14 protein-coding genes are annotated in these 16,391 nt (G+C 39.3%); 8 read left to right on the top strand and 6 right to left on the bottom strand.

Annotated features, from left to right (window positions below; genetic code table 11):
• Position 1: 1 nt before the first annotated feature.
• Complete coding sequence (locus tag GARC_RS05190; protein ID WP_007617478.1) at positions 2-538, bottom strand: DUF6817 domain-containing protein; 537 nt, start codon at positions 536-538, stop codon at positions 2-4.
• A gap of 268 nt (positions 539-806) precedes the next feature.
• Here GARC_RS05190 and GARC_RS05185 point away from each other — a divergent pair, with 268 nt between their 5' ends.
• The gene (locus GARC_RS05185) at positions 807-2,321 is read left to right on the top strand and encodes an AMP-binding protein (RefSeq protein WP_007617476.1); all 1,515 of its coding nucleotides are present in this window, start codon (positions 807-809) and stop codon (positions 2,319-2,321) included.
• Between the two features lie 8 nt (positions 2,322-2,329).
• Here GARC_RS05185 and GARC_RS05180 read toward each other — a convergent pair whose 3' ends face one another.
• Positions 2,330-2,674 (bottom strand): 5-carboxymethyl-2-hydroxymuconate Delta-isomerase, encoded by a 345-nt coding sequence (locus GARC_RS05180; protein ID WP_007617474.1) that lies wholly within the window; start codon positions 2,672-2,674, stop codon positions 2,330-2,332.
• A 30-nt stretch (positions 2,675-2,704) separates the two neighbouring features.
• On the opposite strand from GARC_RS05180, the gene GARC_RS05175 reads away from it, so the two are divergent.
• Positions 2,705-3,172, top strand: coding sequence for a GNAT family N-acetyltransferase (locus tag GARC_RS05175; protein WP_007617465.1), 468 nt, complete (start codon positions 2,705-2,707; stop codon positions 3,170-3,172).
• Here the strand turns inward: GARC_RS05175 and GARC_RS05170 are convergent.
• Positions 3,164-3,535: a hypothetical protein gene (locus tag GARC_RS05170; RefSeq protein ID WP_226989065.1), complete on the bottom strand. Its 372-nt coding sequence runs from the start codon at positions 3,533-3,535 to the stop codon at positions 3,164-3,166. The two genes, GARC_RS05175 and GARC_RS05170, sit on opposite strands and share 9 nt — an antisense overlap.
• A 323-nt stretch (positions 3,536-3,858) precedes the next feature.
• Between GARC_RS05170 and asnS the strand changes: the two genes are divergently transcribed.
• On the top strand, positions 3,859-5,256 hold the full coding sequence (gene asnS / locus GARC_RS05165; RefSeq protein WP_007617463.1) for an asparagine--tRNA ligase: 1,398 nt from the start codon (positions 3,859-3,861) through the stop codon (positions 5,254-5,256).
• An 89-nt stretch (positions 5,257-5,345) separates the two neighbouring features.
• Here asnS and GARC_RS05160 read toward each other — a convergent pair whose 3' ends face one another.
• Positions 5,346-6,128: a PhzF family phenazine biosynthesis protein gene (locus GARC_RS05160; protein WP_007617462.1), complete on the bottom strand. Its 783-nt coding sequence runs from the start codon at positions 6,126-6,128 to the stop codon at positions 5,346-5,348.
• 56 nt (positions 6,129-6,184) lie between these two features.
• Complete coding sequence (locus tag GARC_RS05155) at positions 6,185-6,952, bottom strand: substrate-binding periplasmic protein (protein WP_007617461.1); 768 nt, start codon at positions 6,950-6,952, stop codon at positions 6,185-6,187.
• Between the two features lie 756 nt (positions 6,953-7,708).
• Here GARC_RS05155 and GARC_RS05150 point away from each other — a divergent pair.
• Positions 7,709-8,179 carry an FKBP-type peptidyl-prolyl cis-trans isomerase gene (locus GARC_RS05150; RefSeq protein WP_007617459.1) on the top strand — a complete coding sequence of 157 codons (471 nt, stop codon included), beginning with the start codon at positions 7,709-7,711 and terminating at the stop codon, positions 8,177-8,179.
• 384 nt (positions 8,180-8,563) lie between these two features.
• The gene (locus GARC_RS05145) at positions 8,564-9,685 is read left to right on the top strand and encodes a zinc-binding dehydrogenase (RefSeq protein ID WP_007617457.1); all 1,122 of its coding nucleotides are present in this window, start codon (positions 8,564-8,566) and stop codon (positions 9,683-9,685) included.
• Between the two features lie 63 nt (positions 9,686-9,748).
• Here the strand turns inward: GARC_RS05145 and GARC_RS05140 are convergent, their stop codons facing one another.
• A complete protein-coding gene (locus GARC_RS05140) occupies positions 9,749-11,833 on the bottom strand; it encodes a M13 family metallopeptidase (protein ID WP_007617455.1) in 2,085 nt (694 codons plus the stop codon).
• 231 nt (positions 11,834-12,064) lie between these two features.
• Between GARC_RS05140 and GARC_RS05135 the strand changes: the two genes are divergently transcribed.
• Genes GARC_RS05135 through pqiB form a run of 3 tightly spaced genes read left to right on the top strand, consistent with a single transcriptional unit; the run spans position 12,065 to position 16,390 of the window.
• Positions 12,065-13,459: a pyridoxal phosphate-dependent decarboxylase family protein gene (locus GARC_RS05135; protein ID WP_007617453.1), complete on the top strand. Its 1,395-nt coding sequence runs from the start codon at positions 12,065-12,067 to the stop codon at positions 13,457-13,459.
• 28 nt (positions 13,460-13,487) lie between these two features.
• The gene (locus GARC_RS05130) at positions 13,488-14,711 is read left to right on the top strand and encodes a paraquat-inducible protein A (protein ID WP_039988817.1); all 1,224 of its coding nucleotides are present in this window, start codon (positions 13,488-13,490) and stop codon (positions 14,709-14,711) included.
• A complete protein-coding gene (gene pqiB, locus GARC_RS05125) occupies positions 14,708-16,390 on the top strand; it encodes an intermembrane transport protein PqiB (RefSeq protein ID WP_007617450.1) in 1,683 nt (560 codons plus the stop codon). Before GARC_RS05130 ends, pqiB begins: the two co-directional genes overlap by 4 nt.
• The last annotated feature ends 1 nt before the right edge of the window (position 16,391 follow it).

Below are 16,391 nucleotides of genomic sequence, written 5' to 3'. Positions count from 1 at the left end.
CCTATAAATGAGATGCAAAAACATGTTGAATTTTTCGTTGTGCGCTTAAGCTTAAAAAGCTTTGCATGCGACTAAATAGGTCCAAAAGTTCATCGCCATGTTGAACAACAAAATCTGAATTATTGATTGCTATTTCAGTTTCGTTGGCGGCGCTAAGTTCACATAATTGTTGCAACAACTCAGAGGATATAGCAGATCTTTGAGTTGTTATGCGGTTATAAAATATAGGTTTATCGACCTTCCCAAACTGAGTGAAAAAAGCATCTCTGTCACAGGCACAATAGTGATATACGATGTTTTCTATTTCACTACCAATTACAGTCGCCACTTCTTCTCTTTGCGCTAACTCAAATAGGTTTTGTGCAAAAGCTGAGGTGCCATAAGCTGCATGATACAAACCCGCGTCTTGCAATACTTGAGATGCGTTCCATTCTTTCAATAGACACCTAGTACCTTCAAGATGGGCAATGAGTGAACCATCGACGTGTTCAAACTCCCCAGCACCTAGTTCTATCAATAGTCTAAATTTTTTATCCATAACCTCTCCAATTTCAAGTCATCTAGCTAAAACTAATAATATACTTACTTATATAACCCTCTAGTGCAAGAGCTGCTATTGGGCTCCATCAATTGATTTGATATATAGAATTGGCATTTTTAGAATTTAATATGTTAGGCTAATTTTTCGAGTTTTGGTGGTTCATAATAATGACTAAAATTAAGCATTGGGTTAGTGTGTATACAACCAATAGAGTCACCAATTTTGGATTGCAGTAATTATCAAGTAGTCAATATTTGAGGTGAAAATGATCGGAAATTTGCATTTAAACGGAAACCCAACCCTTAGATCTGACTTTGAATTGAGATCTAGAAAGCTTGCGAACATCTTACAAAAGCAAGGTATTGGAGAAAACGATACTGTTGCAATTTTAATGCGTAACGACGTTAAATACTTAGAGGTGATCCAAGCCTGTCGATATATTGGTAGCTACTTCGTGCCACTAAACTGGCATTCTGTTCCAACAGAAATTGAACACATAGTTCAAGACTCCAAAGCAAAAATACTGATTGCACATAAGGACTTAATTCACCAACTTGAAAAGCAAGATTTACCCGAAGTATTGTTTGCAATTTTTCCAACACCACCCGAAGTTGTAGAAAATTACCATCTTGATTTAGATATACAAACTCAATCCGCTGATATGGCCTTAGATATAGAGTTGTCATTGCAAACCGCCCAACCAATCGATTCACAGCCCAAGCCTTTTAGAGGAATGTTTGCCTATACATCTGGTAGCACTGGCAGACCCAAAGGTATAAAACGCAAAGCTGATGATAGCATGGTTGATAAATATTCGGTGTACCAAGGGTTATCAAAGTCCTTAATGCAATTAACCACAAACGACCGATTCTTTGTAGCCGCACCTATTTACCACAGCGCCCCTAATACACTAAGTATTTGTAGCCTAGCAGCATCTGATGTAGATCTTTATATTGCCACTAAATTTGATCCCGAAGAATTTTTGGCCAGCATAGACAAATACAAAATAACCCATATTTATATTGTGCCTACCATGATGATTAGGTTATTAAAGTTGCCGCAAAATATTCGTGAGCAATATGACATAAGCTCATTAAAATACGCAGTATCTACTGGCTCAGCCTGTCCTGCCGAGATTAAAATGGCGATGATTGAGTGGTTTGGCCCGATATTTTATGAATCATATGGCGCCAGTGAAATTGGCTTTATGACCTTAATATCCTCACCCGAGGCAATAAAGAAACCTGGTTCTGTAGGTAAAATAGTGCCCGGTGGTGCCATCAAGATATTGGATGAAACACAACAAGAATTAGGCCCACAACAATCAGGGTTAATTTATGTCCATTTACCTATGTTTGGTGAATTTGATTATACCAACTATGATGGTGAAAGCAGTGCCTACACTTATCAAAACTATACTTCAGTAGGTGATGTTGGTTTTTTAGATGACGAAGGTTATTTGTTTATTAACGATCGTCAAAAAGACATGATTATTTCAGGTGGCGCCAATATATTTCCCCTTGAAATTGAGTCGGTTTTAATTCAAATGGATGACATAGTTGATTGTGCTATTTTTGGCGCACCAGATCCAGAGTTTGGCGAAATGGTTGTGGCGGCCGTTCAATGTAAGCCAACAACAAATATCACCCTTGCGCAAATGCATGATTTTTTAGATGGCAAATTGGCTCGCTTTAAGTATCCCAGAAAACTTGATATACATGAGAAACTCCCTAGAGAGGACAGCGGCAAAATTTTCAAACAAAAATTACGGGCAACATAAATTCTAGATCACTCGATCACCAGTTTTTTGTAACTCACTTTCTCAATATCTGAAACTTCAACAGAAATCGAAATAGGTGGCTGGATATCGTTTTTTAGTTTATCCAGCACTAAAGTGCTTAAGTCTTTTTTCTGCTGGTGATCCCTACCATGCAAAATTTTCAATGTAATATGTATAAAAGGCATGTCAGATAAACCAGTTTGAAAGTGCGTATATTCAATAGCCCGTGTTTTAATAGACGACTCTTCAAATAACCCCGACAAAAATACATAGCTATGTACCGCCCCCACTAACCTTTTAATAGATACACTTTGCTCTAGATTTTCAGAATATTCAATAATACAGTGAGGCATTTCAGGTCCCAACTTTAGGTAGAATTATCAATGGAAATAAGATCTTATCATCTTGGTGAAGAACATGAAATATGGCAACTATCCAATCAAACTATCCATAATGTCAACGCTCAGCATTATTCTCAAAAACAATTAGACGCTTGGTCCCCTGCTCTTTTCGACAAAACTTTATGGAATAACAAGCTAGCTAAACTCAATTCTTTTGTTTGTATTAAGGATAAAAAAATAGTGGGTTATAGTGATTTACAATCAAGTGGTTATATCGACCATTTTTTCTGCCATCACCTTTATCAGCGACAAGGTATAGGTGCTGCATTAATGGCACATATTCATACGTTAGCTAAGCAACAACATATTACTCAACTATCCGCTGACGTCAGTATCACAGCCAAGTTATTTTTTGAGGGAAAGGGCTTTAAAGTAGTGAAACAGCAAGTTGTGCCAATTAGAGGGCAAAAATTAAGCAACTTTAAAATGATGAAGTCATTATTATTTTAAAGGCGCAGTGTACTCAAAATATAAAATAATTAAGCTCGACACTGCGGTCAACATCAGCACATAACCATTAATACCAAAATGATCATTGTCACGGCGATTGCGCCTGCGCTTCATAATCAATACCACTACACTTATCAGCACACATAAAGACAACAAACCCGCTAAATACACAGTAAGCGTTCTAGACCACTCTTGACGCACTTCTACGCCCCAGAATGCTTGCAGCCCAGAGACAAATTCGGGCCGGGCATCATGAAACACTAACAGCGCACCAATAAACACAAACCAACCCAAAACGTTGACAAATACCATAGATTGATAAAACTTGTCTTGTTCCCTTGGCAACTTTCTTCTGTTTTGCACCGATTTTGATCTTTGCTCTAAGTTTTTCATATGCTTAATAATACTAGCTTTATTGTCGATTTTTCTTGAGTCTAAGCGCTACCTGAGTAAGATTACACATCTTGCGAGATTAGCCAAGTAAACTGCATGTCTAAATGCAGTCAATTTGTGTTTGTTTTCGGCTGTATCCTAAGTTTCAAGAGTATTTTTTTGTCTCCTTACATGGCTTCCAGAAAAATTCAGTAGATTTGATCTTACAAATTGTACTTTTGTTTATGCTTAGGAAAACAGTTTACATATTTAATGATGATGGGATCGATATCCCAATAATTGGAGAGAAGTAGATGGCGCACGCCCCGGTGGCAGACATTTTTGCCGGTAAATATTCAGTTGGTGACCAAGTGACAGTTAAAGGGTGGGTTCGTACTCGCCGTGATTCAAAAGCAGGTTTGTCTTTTATTGCCTTACACGATGGCAGCTGTTTTGATCCTATTCAGGTGATTGCACTTAATACCATTGAAAATTACTCTGATATTCAAAAACTCACTACTAGTTGTTCACTTGTGGTGACAGGTTCATTGAAGGAATCACAGGGTCAGGGGCAATCTTTAGAAATTGAAGCCACAACAGTTGAAATAATTGGCTGGGTAGAAAATCCGGATACATTCCCTATGGCGCCTAAACGCCACAGTTTGGAATACTTACGTGAGCATGCACATCTGCGTGCTCGTACCAACGTAGGCGGCGCGGTTACCCGTGTTCGCAACTGTTTATCTCAAGCCATTCATCGTTTTTTCTACGAACAAGGTTATTGCTGGGTAAGCACTCCTATATTGACAGCTAGCGATACCGAAGGCGCTGGTGAGATGTTCAGAGTATCAACTTTAGATATGCTGAATATTCCTAAAACTGAAGAAGGCAAAGTAGATTACAGCCAAGACTTCTTTGGCAAAGAAACCTTTTTAACCGTCTCTGGACAGTTAAACGGTGAAACTTACGCAACGGCTATGTCGAAAATTTATACTTTTGGCCCTACTTTCAGAGCCGAAAACTCCAATACTAGTCGTCACTTAGCCGAATTTTGGATGATCGAACCTGAAGTCGCCTTTGCTGACTTAGCCGATATCGCGCAGCTATCTGAAGATTTGCTTAAATATGTATTTAAAGCAGTTTTAGCAGAACGTCCAGACGATATGGCGTTTTTTGCCGAGCGTATAAATAAAGAAGCCATCTCTCGATTAGAAAAAGTCATAGACCAAGATTTTGTGCGCATGGATTACACTGACGCTATTGAAATTTTGCAAAACTGCGGTAAAAAGTTTGAATTCCCTGTCAGTTGGGGTGTGGACTTGTCATCGGAGCATGAGCGTTATTTAGCCGAAGAACATGTTGGCGCACCTATCATCATGCAAAACTATCCTAAAGACATTAAAGCTTTTTATATGCGCATTAATGACGATGGAAAAACGGTTGCAGCTATGGATGTATTAGCACCTGGCATAGGTGAAATTATTGGTGGTTCACAACGTGAAGAACGCCTTGACGTTTTCGACCGCCGTTTAGCAGAAATGAACCTTAGCCAAGAAGACTACAGCTGGTATCGCGACTTACGTAAATACGGCACAGTTCCTCATTCTGGCTTTGGTTTAGGCTTTGAGCGTTTGGTTGCTTATGTAACAGGCATGCAGAATGTCCGTGACGTCATTGCCTTCCCAAGAACACCGGGTAATGCTAGTTATTAAACACAGCTAATGTTTATATTTAGATTAAGCCACCTTTTGGTGGCTTTTTTAATGGTACATATTTGTTCAGTTTATTGAGTTGATGAGCTCTAGACGTTTATTTCACCTGACATATACTCAACAGCATTGCCGCTTAAAATAACCCTGCCCTCAACTAACTGACAGTGTACTAAGCCACTTCGTTTCGATAATTGTTTGCCACATAAAACAGATGAGCCAAGACGAAGTCCCCAATAAGGAGCTAATTCACAGTGTGCAGATCCAGTTACAGGATCTTCATTAACGCCTAATTTAGGGAAAAAGCAGCGGCTGACAAAATCTACATCAGAACCTTGTGCCGTCACTACTACCCCTCTTAAATCGAGGTTTAACCACTGTGAAAAATCGGGTCTAAGATCTATGACCTCTTTTACACTATTTAACACCACTACATAATCAAATCCAGCCAATACGGTTTCGGCTTTTATTTTGCCTAATCCTAATAATAATGCAGCAGGCGTACCAACGACTTGCGGCATAGAAATAGGGAAATCCATGCTGAAACCTGTAGCGGTTTTAGTCACTACTAATTGCCCACTTTTAGTATCAAAAATAGCGCTCGGAGCACTATAATTACAATGTTGATACAAGACATAAGCCGCAGCTAAAGTGGCATGACCACACAAATCCACTTCTTCTACAGGAGTAAACCATCGAAGCTGAATGTTTTTATCAGTTCGAACAAAAAAGGCAGTTTCGGATAAATTATTTTCTTCTGCAATTTTTTGCAAAAGATGATCATCCAACCAGTTTTCCAACGGGCAAACCGCTGCGGGATTACCTTCAAATACGTTATTCGCAAAGGCATCCACTTGGTACAGTTTTATCTTCATCTAACTCCCACCAAGATCAAAGTAATCTTGTTTAATATTGAGGATCTGTAATAAATTTAATCAGTTTTGATACTATTAGTGAGGGGCGTAGAATTTCCATGTGAAGCCCGAAGAGTTTCATAGTGTTCTCGACGAATAGTAGCAAACTCATCAGCCGCAATAGCATCTCTAACAGCGGACTCAAGCAGGTGTTTCTTATCAAAAAGTGGAGAATTTTGGCTTATAGTCACATAATAATCATTCATTTCTATGGGTTGGTAATCCGCTAAAACAATATCATTTTGCAGCCCCATCCGTGTAATGAGTGGTAGCGTACTTTCTTGAAAATGAATGAAAGTATTAATTCTCCCTTTCATTAATAGTTGTACTTTTTGTTTAAGTGTCGATACGGAAACCATTTTCAAGTCTGGTTCTTGGTTAAACAGTGCAAAATATTTTGCGTACCGGGTAACACCAACACTGAGTTTTTTTAAATCTTCAAAACTCTGTAATTTACTTCGATTTTCTTTCCTGACAAAAAAAGTATGCCTTAGCGTTTCATAACTTGGGTTGATATAAACTACTTCGTCCTGTGTTTCATCAACACGCTGTATACCAACCAAGATGTCTAATTTGCCTTTACTTAACTCTATTAGTCTTCTCGCAAATGGCATGGGAACAATTTCAATTTCCATGCCCATATGCTTAGCTAAATTTTTAAGATATTTGGCGTGTAAACCATTCATAAACTCTTCGGATACAGAGCTTCGAATGACTTCTTGACTAAAAGAAAACGGGGAAAAAAATCCTAACACCAAGATGTAGAAGAAAATAGATGACTTCATGACTTAACCAAAAAAAATAGACGAACTATTATTACCCACGGCATAGGTTAAGCCAATAGCAGAAGCAGTTAAAAGCGAAAAGAATTTTAACCACAGAGGACACAGAGAGCACAGAGGGAAAGCTGGTAAAAAGAGAATTATTATTGGATTGATGAGTTTGAGCTGACTGGTTCGAATGTGCCAGAAGCGGTCATAGCCGAACCGCGCAGTGAACGATCCCAATTAGCAGTAAACAGACGGTGAGGATTTTTAAGATATTACACCTCGCTGACGGCGCAGATATTGAAGATATTACACGTCATTCCCTCGGAGGAGGGAACCCACTAACATTTACCGTACAGCCAATTTAAATCGTTTAAAAACAGTATGATATCAGTGTATTTCAATCAATTTTAACTTTGGAAATAAGATACTTTATTGAAATCTACAGATGTTGTTGGAGGTTCCCGCCTTCGCGGAAATGACGGGGTATATACGGGTGGATGTCACCATCCGCTTATTCAGTTTTTGAAACAGTCATCAGGTATTAATCATATGACCGCTCATCATTCCAGCCCGTCAGCTTTAATTTGTCTCCATTGACCAGAAGTGCTAGATATCTATTTTCAGCTAAGTCACAATTTTCTTTTCTTTTCTTTTCTTTGTGTACGCTGTTCTTTCTGTGGTGAGAAATTTTTGGCTTGTATCTATTTACTCACCACAGCTCAAAGAATCAAGTGTTAGAATACAAAATCCAAATCATTAATAGGACAGGTTATGAAATTTATTGTTTTACTTGTAGTCATTGCATTGGCGATATTCTACTTCACTAGAAACTCAACTAATAAAAAACTAGCTGTGGAAAATGTTGCGATAGGAAAAGCGTTCTTAGCCAAAAACAAAACTAATGAAGATGTGCTTGAAACGGCTTCTGGTTTGCAATATCAAGTATTACAAAAAGGCGAAGGCAATAGTCACCCAAGTGCCAACTCAACTGTAAAAGTGCATTATCATGGTTTGTTATTGGACGGTAGTGTATTTGATAGTTCGGTAGAGCGTGGGCAACCCATTAGTTTTGGTCTAAATCAAGTGATAAAAGGATGGACTGAAGGGGTTCAATTGATGGTTGTTGGTGATAAATTTAAATTTTTTATTCCATCTGTATTGGGATATGGCGATAGAGCTACTGGAAAAATAACGCCAGGTTCTTTGTTGATTTTTGAAGTAGAGCTTTTAGAAATTCAATAGTTAATCAAGCTGAATTCTGCTTACTTAGATGCCAGTCAAAGTGCTGGCATAAAACCTGATTTGTGTCAGTTAAATTGCTAGTCAGCCAGCTTTAAAGCCCATAGTTGGTGAACTGTTCCCTAAATATTTCATCCATTGTTAATAAACACATTAATAAATGAGAAGGCTCCTATTTTGCAGAATAGGAGTAGCATACAGTCAAATCAACTAGGCCATAGCGAGGAATCACTTCAATCCACTATTTGCTAATAACATTAGAACATCGAATGACAATACAACTTTTCCATACATACAAATTATCGACCTATGTTCACCATTAAAATGGCAGAAATATTCTGGTTCAGTTAACTTTATAGTTACTTTTATAAGCTAGGGAAAACAACAATGAAAACATCTAAGCAACTTTTCACCTTGATCACTTCTGATGGACAACTTGAAATGTCCTTAAAAGAACAGGATGTGCCCACTCCTAAATCTCATGAAGTCATAGTACGTATTGAAGCGGCTCCTATAAACCCGTCGGATATGTGGCCCATGTTTGGCCCCGCTAATTTGGAAGAAGCAGAGTACGATCCAGCCCAAAAAGTCATGACGGCTCCTATATTTAAAGGTATGTTGCCACGGATTAAATCCAGATTAGACCAAGTTTTACCTATTGGTAATGAAGGTGCGGGTACAGTGGTAGCAACTGGCGACCACCCTGCAGCAAAAGCCTTAATGGGTAAAACCGTAGGTGTTTTATCGGGGGCTACATATAGCGAATATTGTTGTGTGCCTATGCAAGCTTGTATAGTGCATAACGAAGGCACCACAGCTAAAGAAGCCGCATCATCATTTGTAAATCCTCTAACCGCCTTGGGTATGGTCGAGACAATGCGTATGGAAGGTCATACTGGATTGGTACATACAGCGGCGGCGTCAGCTTTAGGTCAAATGCTCAACAAAATCTGTCTAGCTGAAAACGTGCCTTTAGTGAATGTTGTGCGTAATCAGCAACAGACCGATATTTTAAAAGAGATTGGCGCTAAACATATTTGCGATTCATCTAGCCCAAGCTTTAAAGCCGATTTATATAAAGCAATTGCAGAAACAGGCGCGACTCTTGCCTTTGATGCTATTGGTGGCGGTGACTTAGTTAGTGACATTTTGACTGCAATGGAAGCTGTGGGTAGCAAAGATGCTGTAGGCTTCAATACTTATGGCTCAGAAGCCAATAAACAAGTTTATATCTATGGCGGTTTAGACTTCGCTCCTACAATACTTAATCGTGCATATGGTATGACATGGGGTATAGGCGGATGGTTATTAATGCGTTTCTTAGGTAAATTGGCACCTGCACAGGTAGCGGAATTACACAAAAAAGTGGCAAATGAAATAAACACCACTTTTGCTTCTAATTTTACCAAAGAGCTTAGTTTAGAAGAAGTAATACAACCTAAAACTGCACTCAAGTACAACGCTAAAAAAACAGGTGCAAAATACCTGGTCAATCCTTCCAAAGGTTAACAAACCACCAAATAAAAAACGGGCGCTATTTGCGCCCGTTTTTTTATATCATCTAAAATTGAATTACCAAATACGCACTCGATCTTCAGGTGCTAAATATAAAGCATCTTCAGGTTGTACGTTAAAGGCTTCATACCAAGCATCGTGATTACGCGGAGCCAAAGCACGGTAACGACCAGGAGCATGGGTTCCACCTTTTAATTGTGACAACATACTTTCTTCTGTACGTTTTTCTCGCCATACTTGCGCCCAAGCTAAAAAGAAACGTTGGTCGCCAGTTACGCCATCAATCACAGGTGCTTCTTTACCATTTAAGCTAAGTTTATAAGCATGGTAAGCCATGGCTAAACCACCTACATCACCTATGTTTTCGCCTAAACTATTACGACCGTTGACAAAATTCCCTGGGATTGGCTCATAGGCACTGTATTGCGCAGCAAGTGCATCGGCTTTAATTTCAAAAGCAGCTCTGTCTTTATCAGTCCACCAGTTTTTCTGAATACCATTAGCATCTGATTTAGAGCCTTGGTCGTCAAAACCGTGACCCATTTCATGGCCAATGACTGCGCCTATTCCGCCATAGTTAACGGCAGGATCAGCATTAGGGTCGAAGAATGGTGGTTGTAATATTGCAGCAGGGAAAACAATTTCGTTAAACGAGCTATTGTAATAAGCGTTGACTCTTTGTGGTGCCATTCCCCAGCGATTGCGATCGGTTTTCTGTAATTCTTTACTGGCACTATCTTCGCGGAAAAACTTCCGCATACGCAGCACATTTCCTAACAAATCGTCTGCTTTTATGTCCAATCCCGCAAAACTTTGCCATTCATCTGGGTAACCAATTTTTGGTACAAAGGCAGCCAGTTTGGCCTGGGCATTAACCTTGGTTTCAGGGCTCATCCAATCTAGGCCTTCAATACGCTCACCCAGAGCTTTACGCAAATTTTTAACTAAATCAGCCATTTGTGCTTTCGAATTAGCAGGAAAATGTTTTTCAACGTATGTTTTGCCTATGGCGAAACCTAAAGAGTCAGTTCCAGACATTTCAGAAATTGCTCGTTTCCAACGGGGACGAGGCTCTTGCTGACCATTTAATGTTTTACCATAAAAGTCAAAGTTAGCATTAAAAATATCATCAGATAAGAGTGAAGCATGATTAGAAATAGTATGGTAAGTCATATAGTCCTTCCACACAGCAAGAGGTTGCTCTTTTATTACTTTAATCACGTCTTTAATGGGCTGCGGTTGCGATATATTAAGATGAGGTATTTTATACCCCGTTTGAGAAAAATATGTATCCCAATCAAAACCGTTGTATGTATCGGATAAATATTCACGTTCTATTTGATTAAGTGACAGATCTCTATCGCGACGTTTTTCACGAGGCCATTGAACCGCAGCTATTTTGGTTTCGAGTGCGAGTATTTGTTGCGATTTTTCAGCAGCATCTGCAACCTTCGCGAAATTTAACATTTGTTCGATATGTGCAACGTAAGCGTTGCGAATTTCAACAAAACTTTCTGAGTCTTCAAGATAATAAGAACGATCGGGTAAACCTAGTCCACTGACACCAATAGACATTTGATACTGATCGGGATCTAAGCGGTTAAACCACATGCTGCCACTAATTGGACTAATTGAACCATCTACCCAAGCACTACCGAAGGCAGCAGTTAGGACACGTTTATTTTTAATCTTGCTAATTTTATCCAGTATTGGCGTGATTGGTGCCAGGCCTTTAGCGTTAGCAGTATCAGTGTCCATATATGCAGTATAAAAATCTGCAATCATTTGTTGCTCAGGGTCTAAATCTGAACCTTGACTGATTTCTTCTATCAGTTCTTTAATTTGTGTTTCGCTGCGTTCAGCTAATTTATCAAATGCACCGTAACGGGTTTTGTCGCTTGGAATTTCAAAGTTCTTATACCAAGTACCACCGGCATAACTAAAAAAGTCATCACCTGGCTTAATGGATTGATCTCGGGCATCAAGTTCAACACCGAAGCTACCTAATTCAGCTGAGCCTTTCGACATATCTGCTGCGGCCGTTTTTTCAGCCATATTGGTTTGTTCTGGTTCAGCCTGCTTACTGCATGCGCCAAGTAATAGTACTGAAGCAATAGCGCTACTAATGATTGTTTTTTTCATTCTTTCCCCTACTGTCGTTAATTTTATTTATTATTGTGAACGTTGTTAACCTAAATTTGGCTTGCTGAAAAGCAAAACAGACCAAGTCGTGCATTAATAATTGTAACCTTAATTGTCCGCTGCGTGGTCTTTGTGGTTATTTTGAAACTGTATACATTGAAAAAAACTAATCTGTATCTGTCAAGGTGTATCAATAAGCGTAATAATCTCTTTAGCATCAAAGAGGCAAAAATGAACAAGCTACAAGTAGAATTACTTAAACAACAAAAAACTAAAGCACTACTGAAACAAGCACAACAGGCGGCCTTTGATTATGTTGATAAGGTGTCAGAACAGCGGGTATTTCCTAGTAGTGAGAACCTTAGAAAACTTACCATATTTGATGAACCTTTACCTGAAATCAGTAGCGACCCAGCTTTATTATTGGAGCTCCTAAACACTGTAGGTTCAGTAAATACAGTGGCCCAAACAGGGGGCCGTTATTTTGGGTTTGTAAACGGCAATGCCCTACCCGTTACTTTAGCCACTAAATGGTTAGCAGACGTATGGGATCAAAATGCAGCTTTATATGTGATGTCACCAATTGCATCTAAGCTGGAGAGTATTTGTCAAAGTTGGCTTAATCAACTATTTGACTTACCTGAACAGACAGTAGCAGGCTTTGTTAGCGGCACGTCTATTGCGACGTTAGCGGGACTTGCTGCAGCACGATTTCGTCAGCTACAAAAGTTAGGTTGGGACGTTAATCAACAAGGGTTATTTGGTGCTCCCAAAATTCGCCTGATACTAGGTAAACAAACGCACGGCACTGTAGCGAAAGCCATCAGTTTATTAGGCTTTGGACAGGCATCTATTGAGTGGGTAGATTGCGATAAACAAGGTCGAATGATTGTGGAAAAACTGCCACATTTAGATCCTAGTTGCATTTTGGTGTTACAAGCAGGTAACGTAAATTCAGGTGCATTCGATGACTTTAGTCAAATATGCCAGTTGGCAAATAAAGCCCAAGCTTGGGTCCATATCGATGGCGCATTCGGATTATGGGCGAAAGCGTCTAAAGTGTTTGCTAGTCAAACCAAAGGTATGGAGCTAGGCGATTCGTGGTCAGTAGATGCCCATAAAACACTAAACACACCTTATGATTGTGGTGTTGTATTATGCAAAGACGCCGAAGCGTTAACTAGTGCCCTACATCAACAAGGCAGTTATATTCAGTTCAGTGAACAGCGCGATGGTTTACTGTATACCCCGGAAATGTCAAAACGTGCCAGAGCTATAGAACTGTGGGCGGCAATAAAGTACTTAGGGCATTCAGGCATAGCTGAGTTAGTTGAACAACTGCACAGCCACGCACAGAAGTTTGCTACTTTATTAACTGAAAATGGCTTTACAGTATTAAACGATGTGGTTTTTAATCAAGTGATCATTAGCTGCGATACCGAACAACTGACACAAAAAACCTTAACTCTAGTGCAGCAATCCGGTGAATGTTGGTGTGGCGGTTCAGTTTGGCAAGAGAAAAGTGTCATACGTATCAGTCTGTGTTCTTGGGCGACTACCGAACAAGATATAAGGCGTTCAGTAGACGCATTCATTGAAGCGCGAAACCAAGCAGTAAAAACATAACCAGCTTATTGCTGAATCTTGCGCTGAATTGATGTTTAATGGATCAGTAAATATTTATGACATCAACAATGTGATCCAGATTGAAACAAAAAAAGCCAAGTCCATAATGTCGAATACACACTCTATTTTGTGCCATGAATGCCACTATAAAGTTACGTTGCCTACATTGTCCCATAAGCAAGCGGCTATGTGTCCTCGATGTGGATTGCAGCTAACTGTTTACCACAACAATGCGTCGCAGCGTATTATTGCTTTGGCGACTACTTCCCTTATATTTTTGTTTGCATCCCTACCATTTGAATTTCTGTCTTTCAGTGTCAATGGTCAAACTCAATCCATTGATATTATGGGTAGCCTATGGATTTTAGTTGAAAAAGATTATGGGCTGCTTGCGTTAATACAAGCGGTTGCAATGTTAATTCTTCCCGCTTTTGTTTTAATAAGCTTATTATATTTACTGGTACCACTTGGCTTAGGTTTGCACCAAAAACATGAACAATGGCTGTTAAAGGCGTTATTTAAATTACTCCCTTGGACCATGGCTGAAATATTTTTAATTGGAGTATTAGTTAGCCTAATTAAAATAATGTCGATGGCAGACATAGGAATAGGGTTGTCCTTTTACGCTTACCTGCTTTTTACACTTTTTATGACCATTACCTTGTTGTATGTAGACAAATACCAGCTTCAACAACTGCTAATTGGCAATATTGAAGATGAGTACATAGCTATTGATCGCAATCGCAGTATTCAAACAACATGGGCTTGGTTATTCACATCAGCGTTGTTATATATTCCAGCTAATATTTTACCGATAATGCATACCAGTGTTTTAGGCAGCGACGACCCAAGTACAATATTGGGAGGTGTAATAATTCTCTGGAAAATGGGTTCATACCCTATTGCAGTTATTATTTTTATTGCCAGTGTGTTAATCCCAGTGGCGAAGATAATTATTTTGTGTTGGTTAAATTATTCAGTTCAAACTAATCAGCAATATGCTTTTCGTGAAAGAATGTTTTGGTATCGGTTCACAGAGTTTGTTGGTCGTTGGTCGATGATAGATGTGTTTGTAGTCGCTGTATTGGTAAGCTTAATACAACTCGGCAACGTAATGAATATATTGCCAGGCCACGCGGCACTCGCATTTTGTGGTGTAGTGATAAGTACCATGTTAGCGGCAATGTCGTTTGACTCAAGACTCATATGGTATGAGGCAGAAAAATTAACATCAAGAGAGAAACCAATATGAGCAAGGAACAGCAGCCACCTACTCTGCCTGAAGAAGCCTTAGTGAAACCTGTTAGAACAGTTTCAAAAATTTGGCTGGTGCCTATAGTTGCCTTGTTTATCGGGGTCTGGATGGTGTACTACCAATGGAGTAATCAAGGCCAACTTATCACCCTTCAATTTAAAACAGCCAATGGACTAGAAGCCGGAAAAACTAAAATAAAAACTCGCGATGTGGACATTGGTTTGGTCAGAGATATAGAACTTTCTGAAGATTTAAGTGGGGTCGTTGTAACCGTCAGAATGCATAAAAAGGTTGCCCCCATATTGCATTCTGACAATCAATTCTGGATAGTTTCTCCTAGTGTTTCACTCAACGGCATATCAGGCTTAGGCACAATATTGTCTGGACCTTACATCAATATGGCGCCTGGTATCGACAAACAGATGAGTGAGGACTTTGTTGCCCTTGAGGCTCCGCCAGTCACTCCGGCAGGTACGCCCGGCCTGCATGTCACCTTGAATAGTGAAAGTGAATTCGCATATAAAAAAGGCGATCCAGTGATTTATAAAGGCATAAAAGTGGGTGAGTTTGAAGACATCCATTTTAACTTCAAAGAGCGAATTGTGTATTACAACACCTTTATTGAAGCGCCTTATCACAAGTTAATCACCTCAAATACAACATTTTGGGATATTAGTGGTGTACAAATGGAGTTAGGTGCCAGTGGCGTAAAAGTCAGCACAGGTAGCTTAGAAACATTGCTTACCAATGGCGTGACATTCGGTATTCCTGAAGGCATGCCAGTAGGTGAACAAATAAACGGTCGTAGTTTTTTTGATATCCATCCATCTTACGCTTCTGCTTCAGAAGAACGTTTTAAGTTAAGCGCTGAATACGTCATCCTAGTTAAAGACACAATACGTGGTCTACAAGTAGGTGCACCCGTTGAGTACAGGGGGCTAATAATAGGTAAAGTATTGGCGATTAATTCATTAGATACCACCCAAGAAGACTTGCTAGAGCAAGGTTATGACATACCGGTAGTCATTAGTATTCAACCTGGCCGTGTGCAGCAACCAGATAATGCAATAGGTTTAGCTTTTATTCGAAAACAAACCAGCCTTTGGATTGAACAAGGGTTAAGGGCTACCTTAAAAACTGGTAACCTTTTGACTGGTGCCTTGTTTGTAGACTTACAACATTATCCAGATGCCCCACCTTTAAAATCTCAACGACAAATGGGTTATGAAGTCATACCGACCATTACGGGAGAATTTTCAGAAATTACTTCCAAAGTGACTGCCATATTAGACAACATCAATGAAATCAAATTAAAAGAAATTTCTGAGAATGCCAATACTATGTTGTCGCAAATTTCTCAATCAGCACAAGCACTGCAAGCTACTGCAAGCTCTGTTGAGCGCCTTCTGAATACGGTGCAAGAAGATAAAATCAGCAGCACATTAACAAATACATTAGAAAACATATCCAATTTAACTCAAGATTATTCAGCTGATTCAGAAACTTACAAAGAACTCAATCACACCATGCAGTCATTGCAAGGTACCTTAAAGGAATTACAACCTTTGTTGATGCAGCTAAATAGCAAACCAAATAGTTTGATTTTTACCAACGGTAACGGCCCTAGGTTAATCCCCAAAGCTAAAGCAAACAGCAAAGATGGAGCAATAAATTAAA

It is taken from the genome of Paraglaciecola arctica BSs20135, assembly GCF_000314995.1.
Taxonomy (GTDB): Bacteria; Pseudomonadota; Gammaproteobacteria; order Enterobacterales; family Alteromonadaceae; genus Paraglaciecola; species Paraglaciecola arctica.
This window is presented reverse-complemented; position numbering and strand designations above follow the sequence as displayed.

What these genes read in the sequence shown, in the direction of transcription:
- GARC_RS05180 (WP_007617474.1), bottom strand. Translation starts at nt 2,674, where the DNA reads ATGCCTCACTGTATTATTGAATATTCTGAAAATCTAGAGCAAAGTGTA.
- pqiB (WP_007617450.1), top strand. Translation starts at nt 14,708, where the DNA reads ATGAGCAAGGAACAGCAGCCACCTACTCTGCCTGAAGAAGCCTTAGTG.
- GARC_RS05150 (WP_007617459.1), top strand. Translation starts at nt 7,709, where the DNA reads ATGAAATTTATTGTTTTACTTGTAGTCATTGCATTGGCGATATTCTAC.
- GARC_RS05175 (WP_007617465.1), top strand. Translation starts at nt 2,705, where the DNA reads ATGGAAATAAGATCTTATCATCTTGGTGAAGAACATGAAATATGGCAA.
- GARC_RS05190 (WP_007617478.1), bottom strand. Translation starts at nt 538, where the DNA reads ATGGATAAAAAATTTAGACTATTGATAGAACTAGGTGCTGGGGAGTTT.
- GARC_RS05135 (WP_007617453.1), top strand. Translation starts at nt 12,065, where the DNA reads ATGAACAAGCTACAAGTAGAATTACTTAAACAACAAAAAACTAAAGCA.
- GARC_RS05145 (WP_007617457.1), top strand. Translation starts at nt 8,564, where the DNA reads ATGAAAACATCTAAGCAACTTTTCACCTTGATCACTTCTGATGGACAA.
- asnS (WP_007617463.1), top strand. Translation starts at nt 3,859, where the DNA reads ATGGCGCACGCCCCGGTGGCAGACATTTTTGCCGGTAAATATTCAGTT.
- GARC_RS05160 (WP_007617462.1), bottom strand. Translation starts at nt 6,128, where the DNA reads ATGAAGATAAAACTGTACCAAGTGGATGCCTTTGCGAATAACGTATTT.
- GARC_RS05155 (WP_007617461.1), bottom strand. Translation starts at nt 6,952, where the DNA reads ATGAAGTCATCTATTTTCTTCTACATCTTGGTGTTAGGATTTTTTTCC.
- GARC_RS05185 (WP_007617476.1), top strand. Translation starts at nt 807, where the DNA reads ATGATCGGAAATTTGCATTTAAACGGAAACCCAACCCTTAGATCTGAC.
- GARC_RS05140 (WP_007617455.1), bottom strand. Translation starts at nt 11,833, where the DNA reads ATGAAAAAAACAATCATTAGTAGCGCTATTGCTTCAGTACTATTACTT.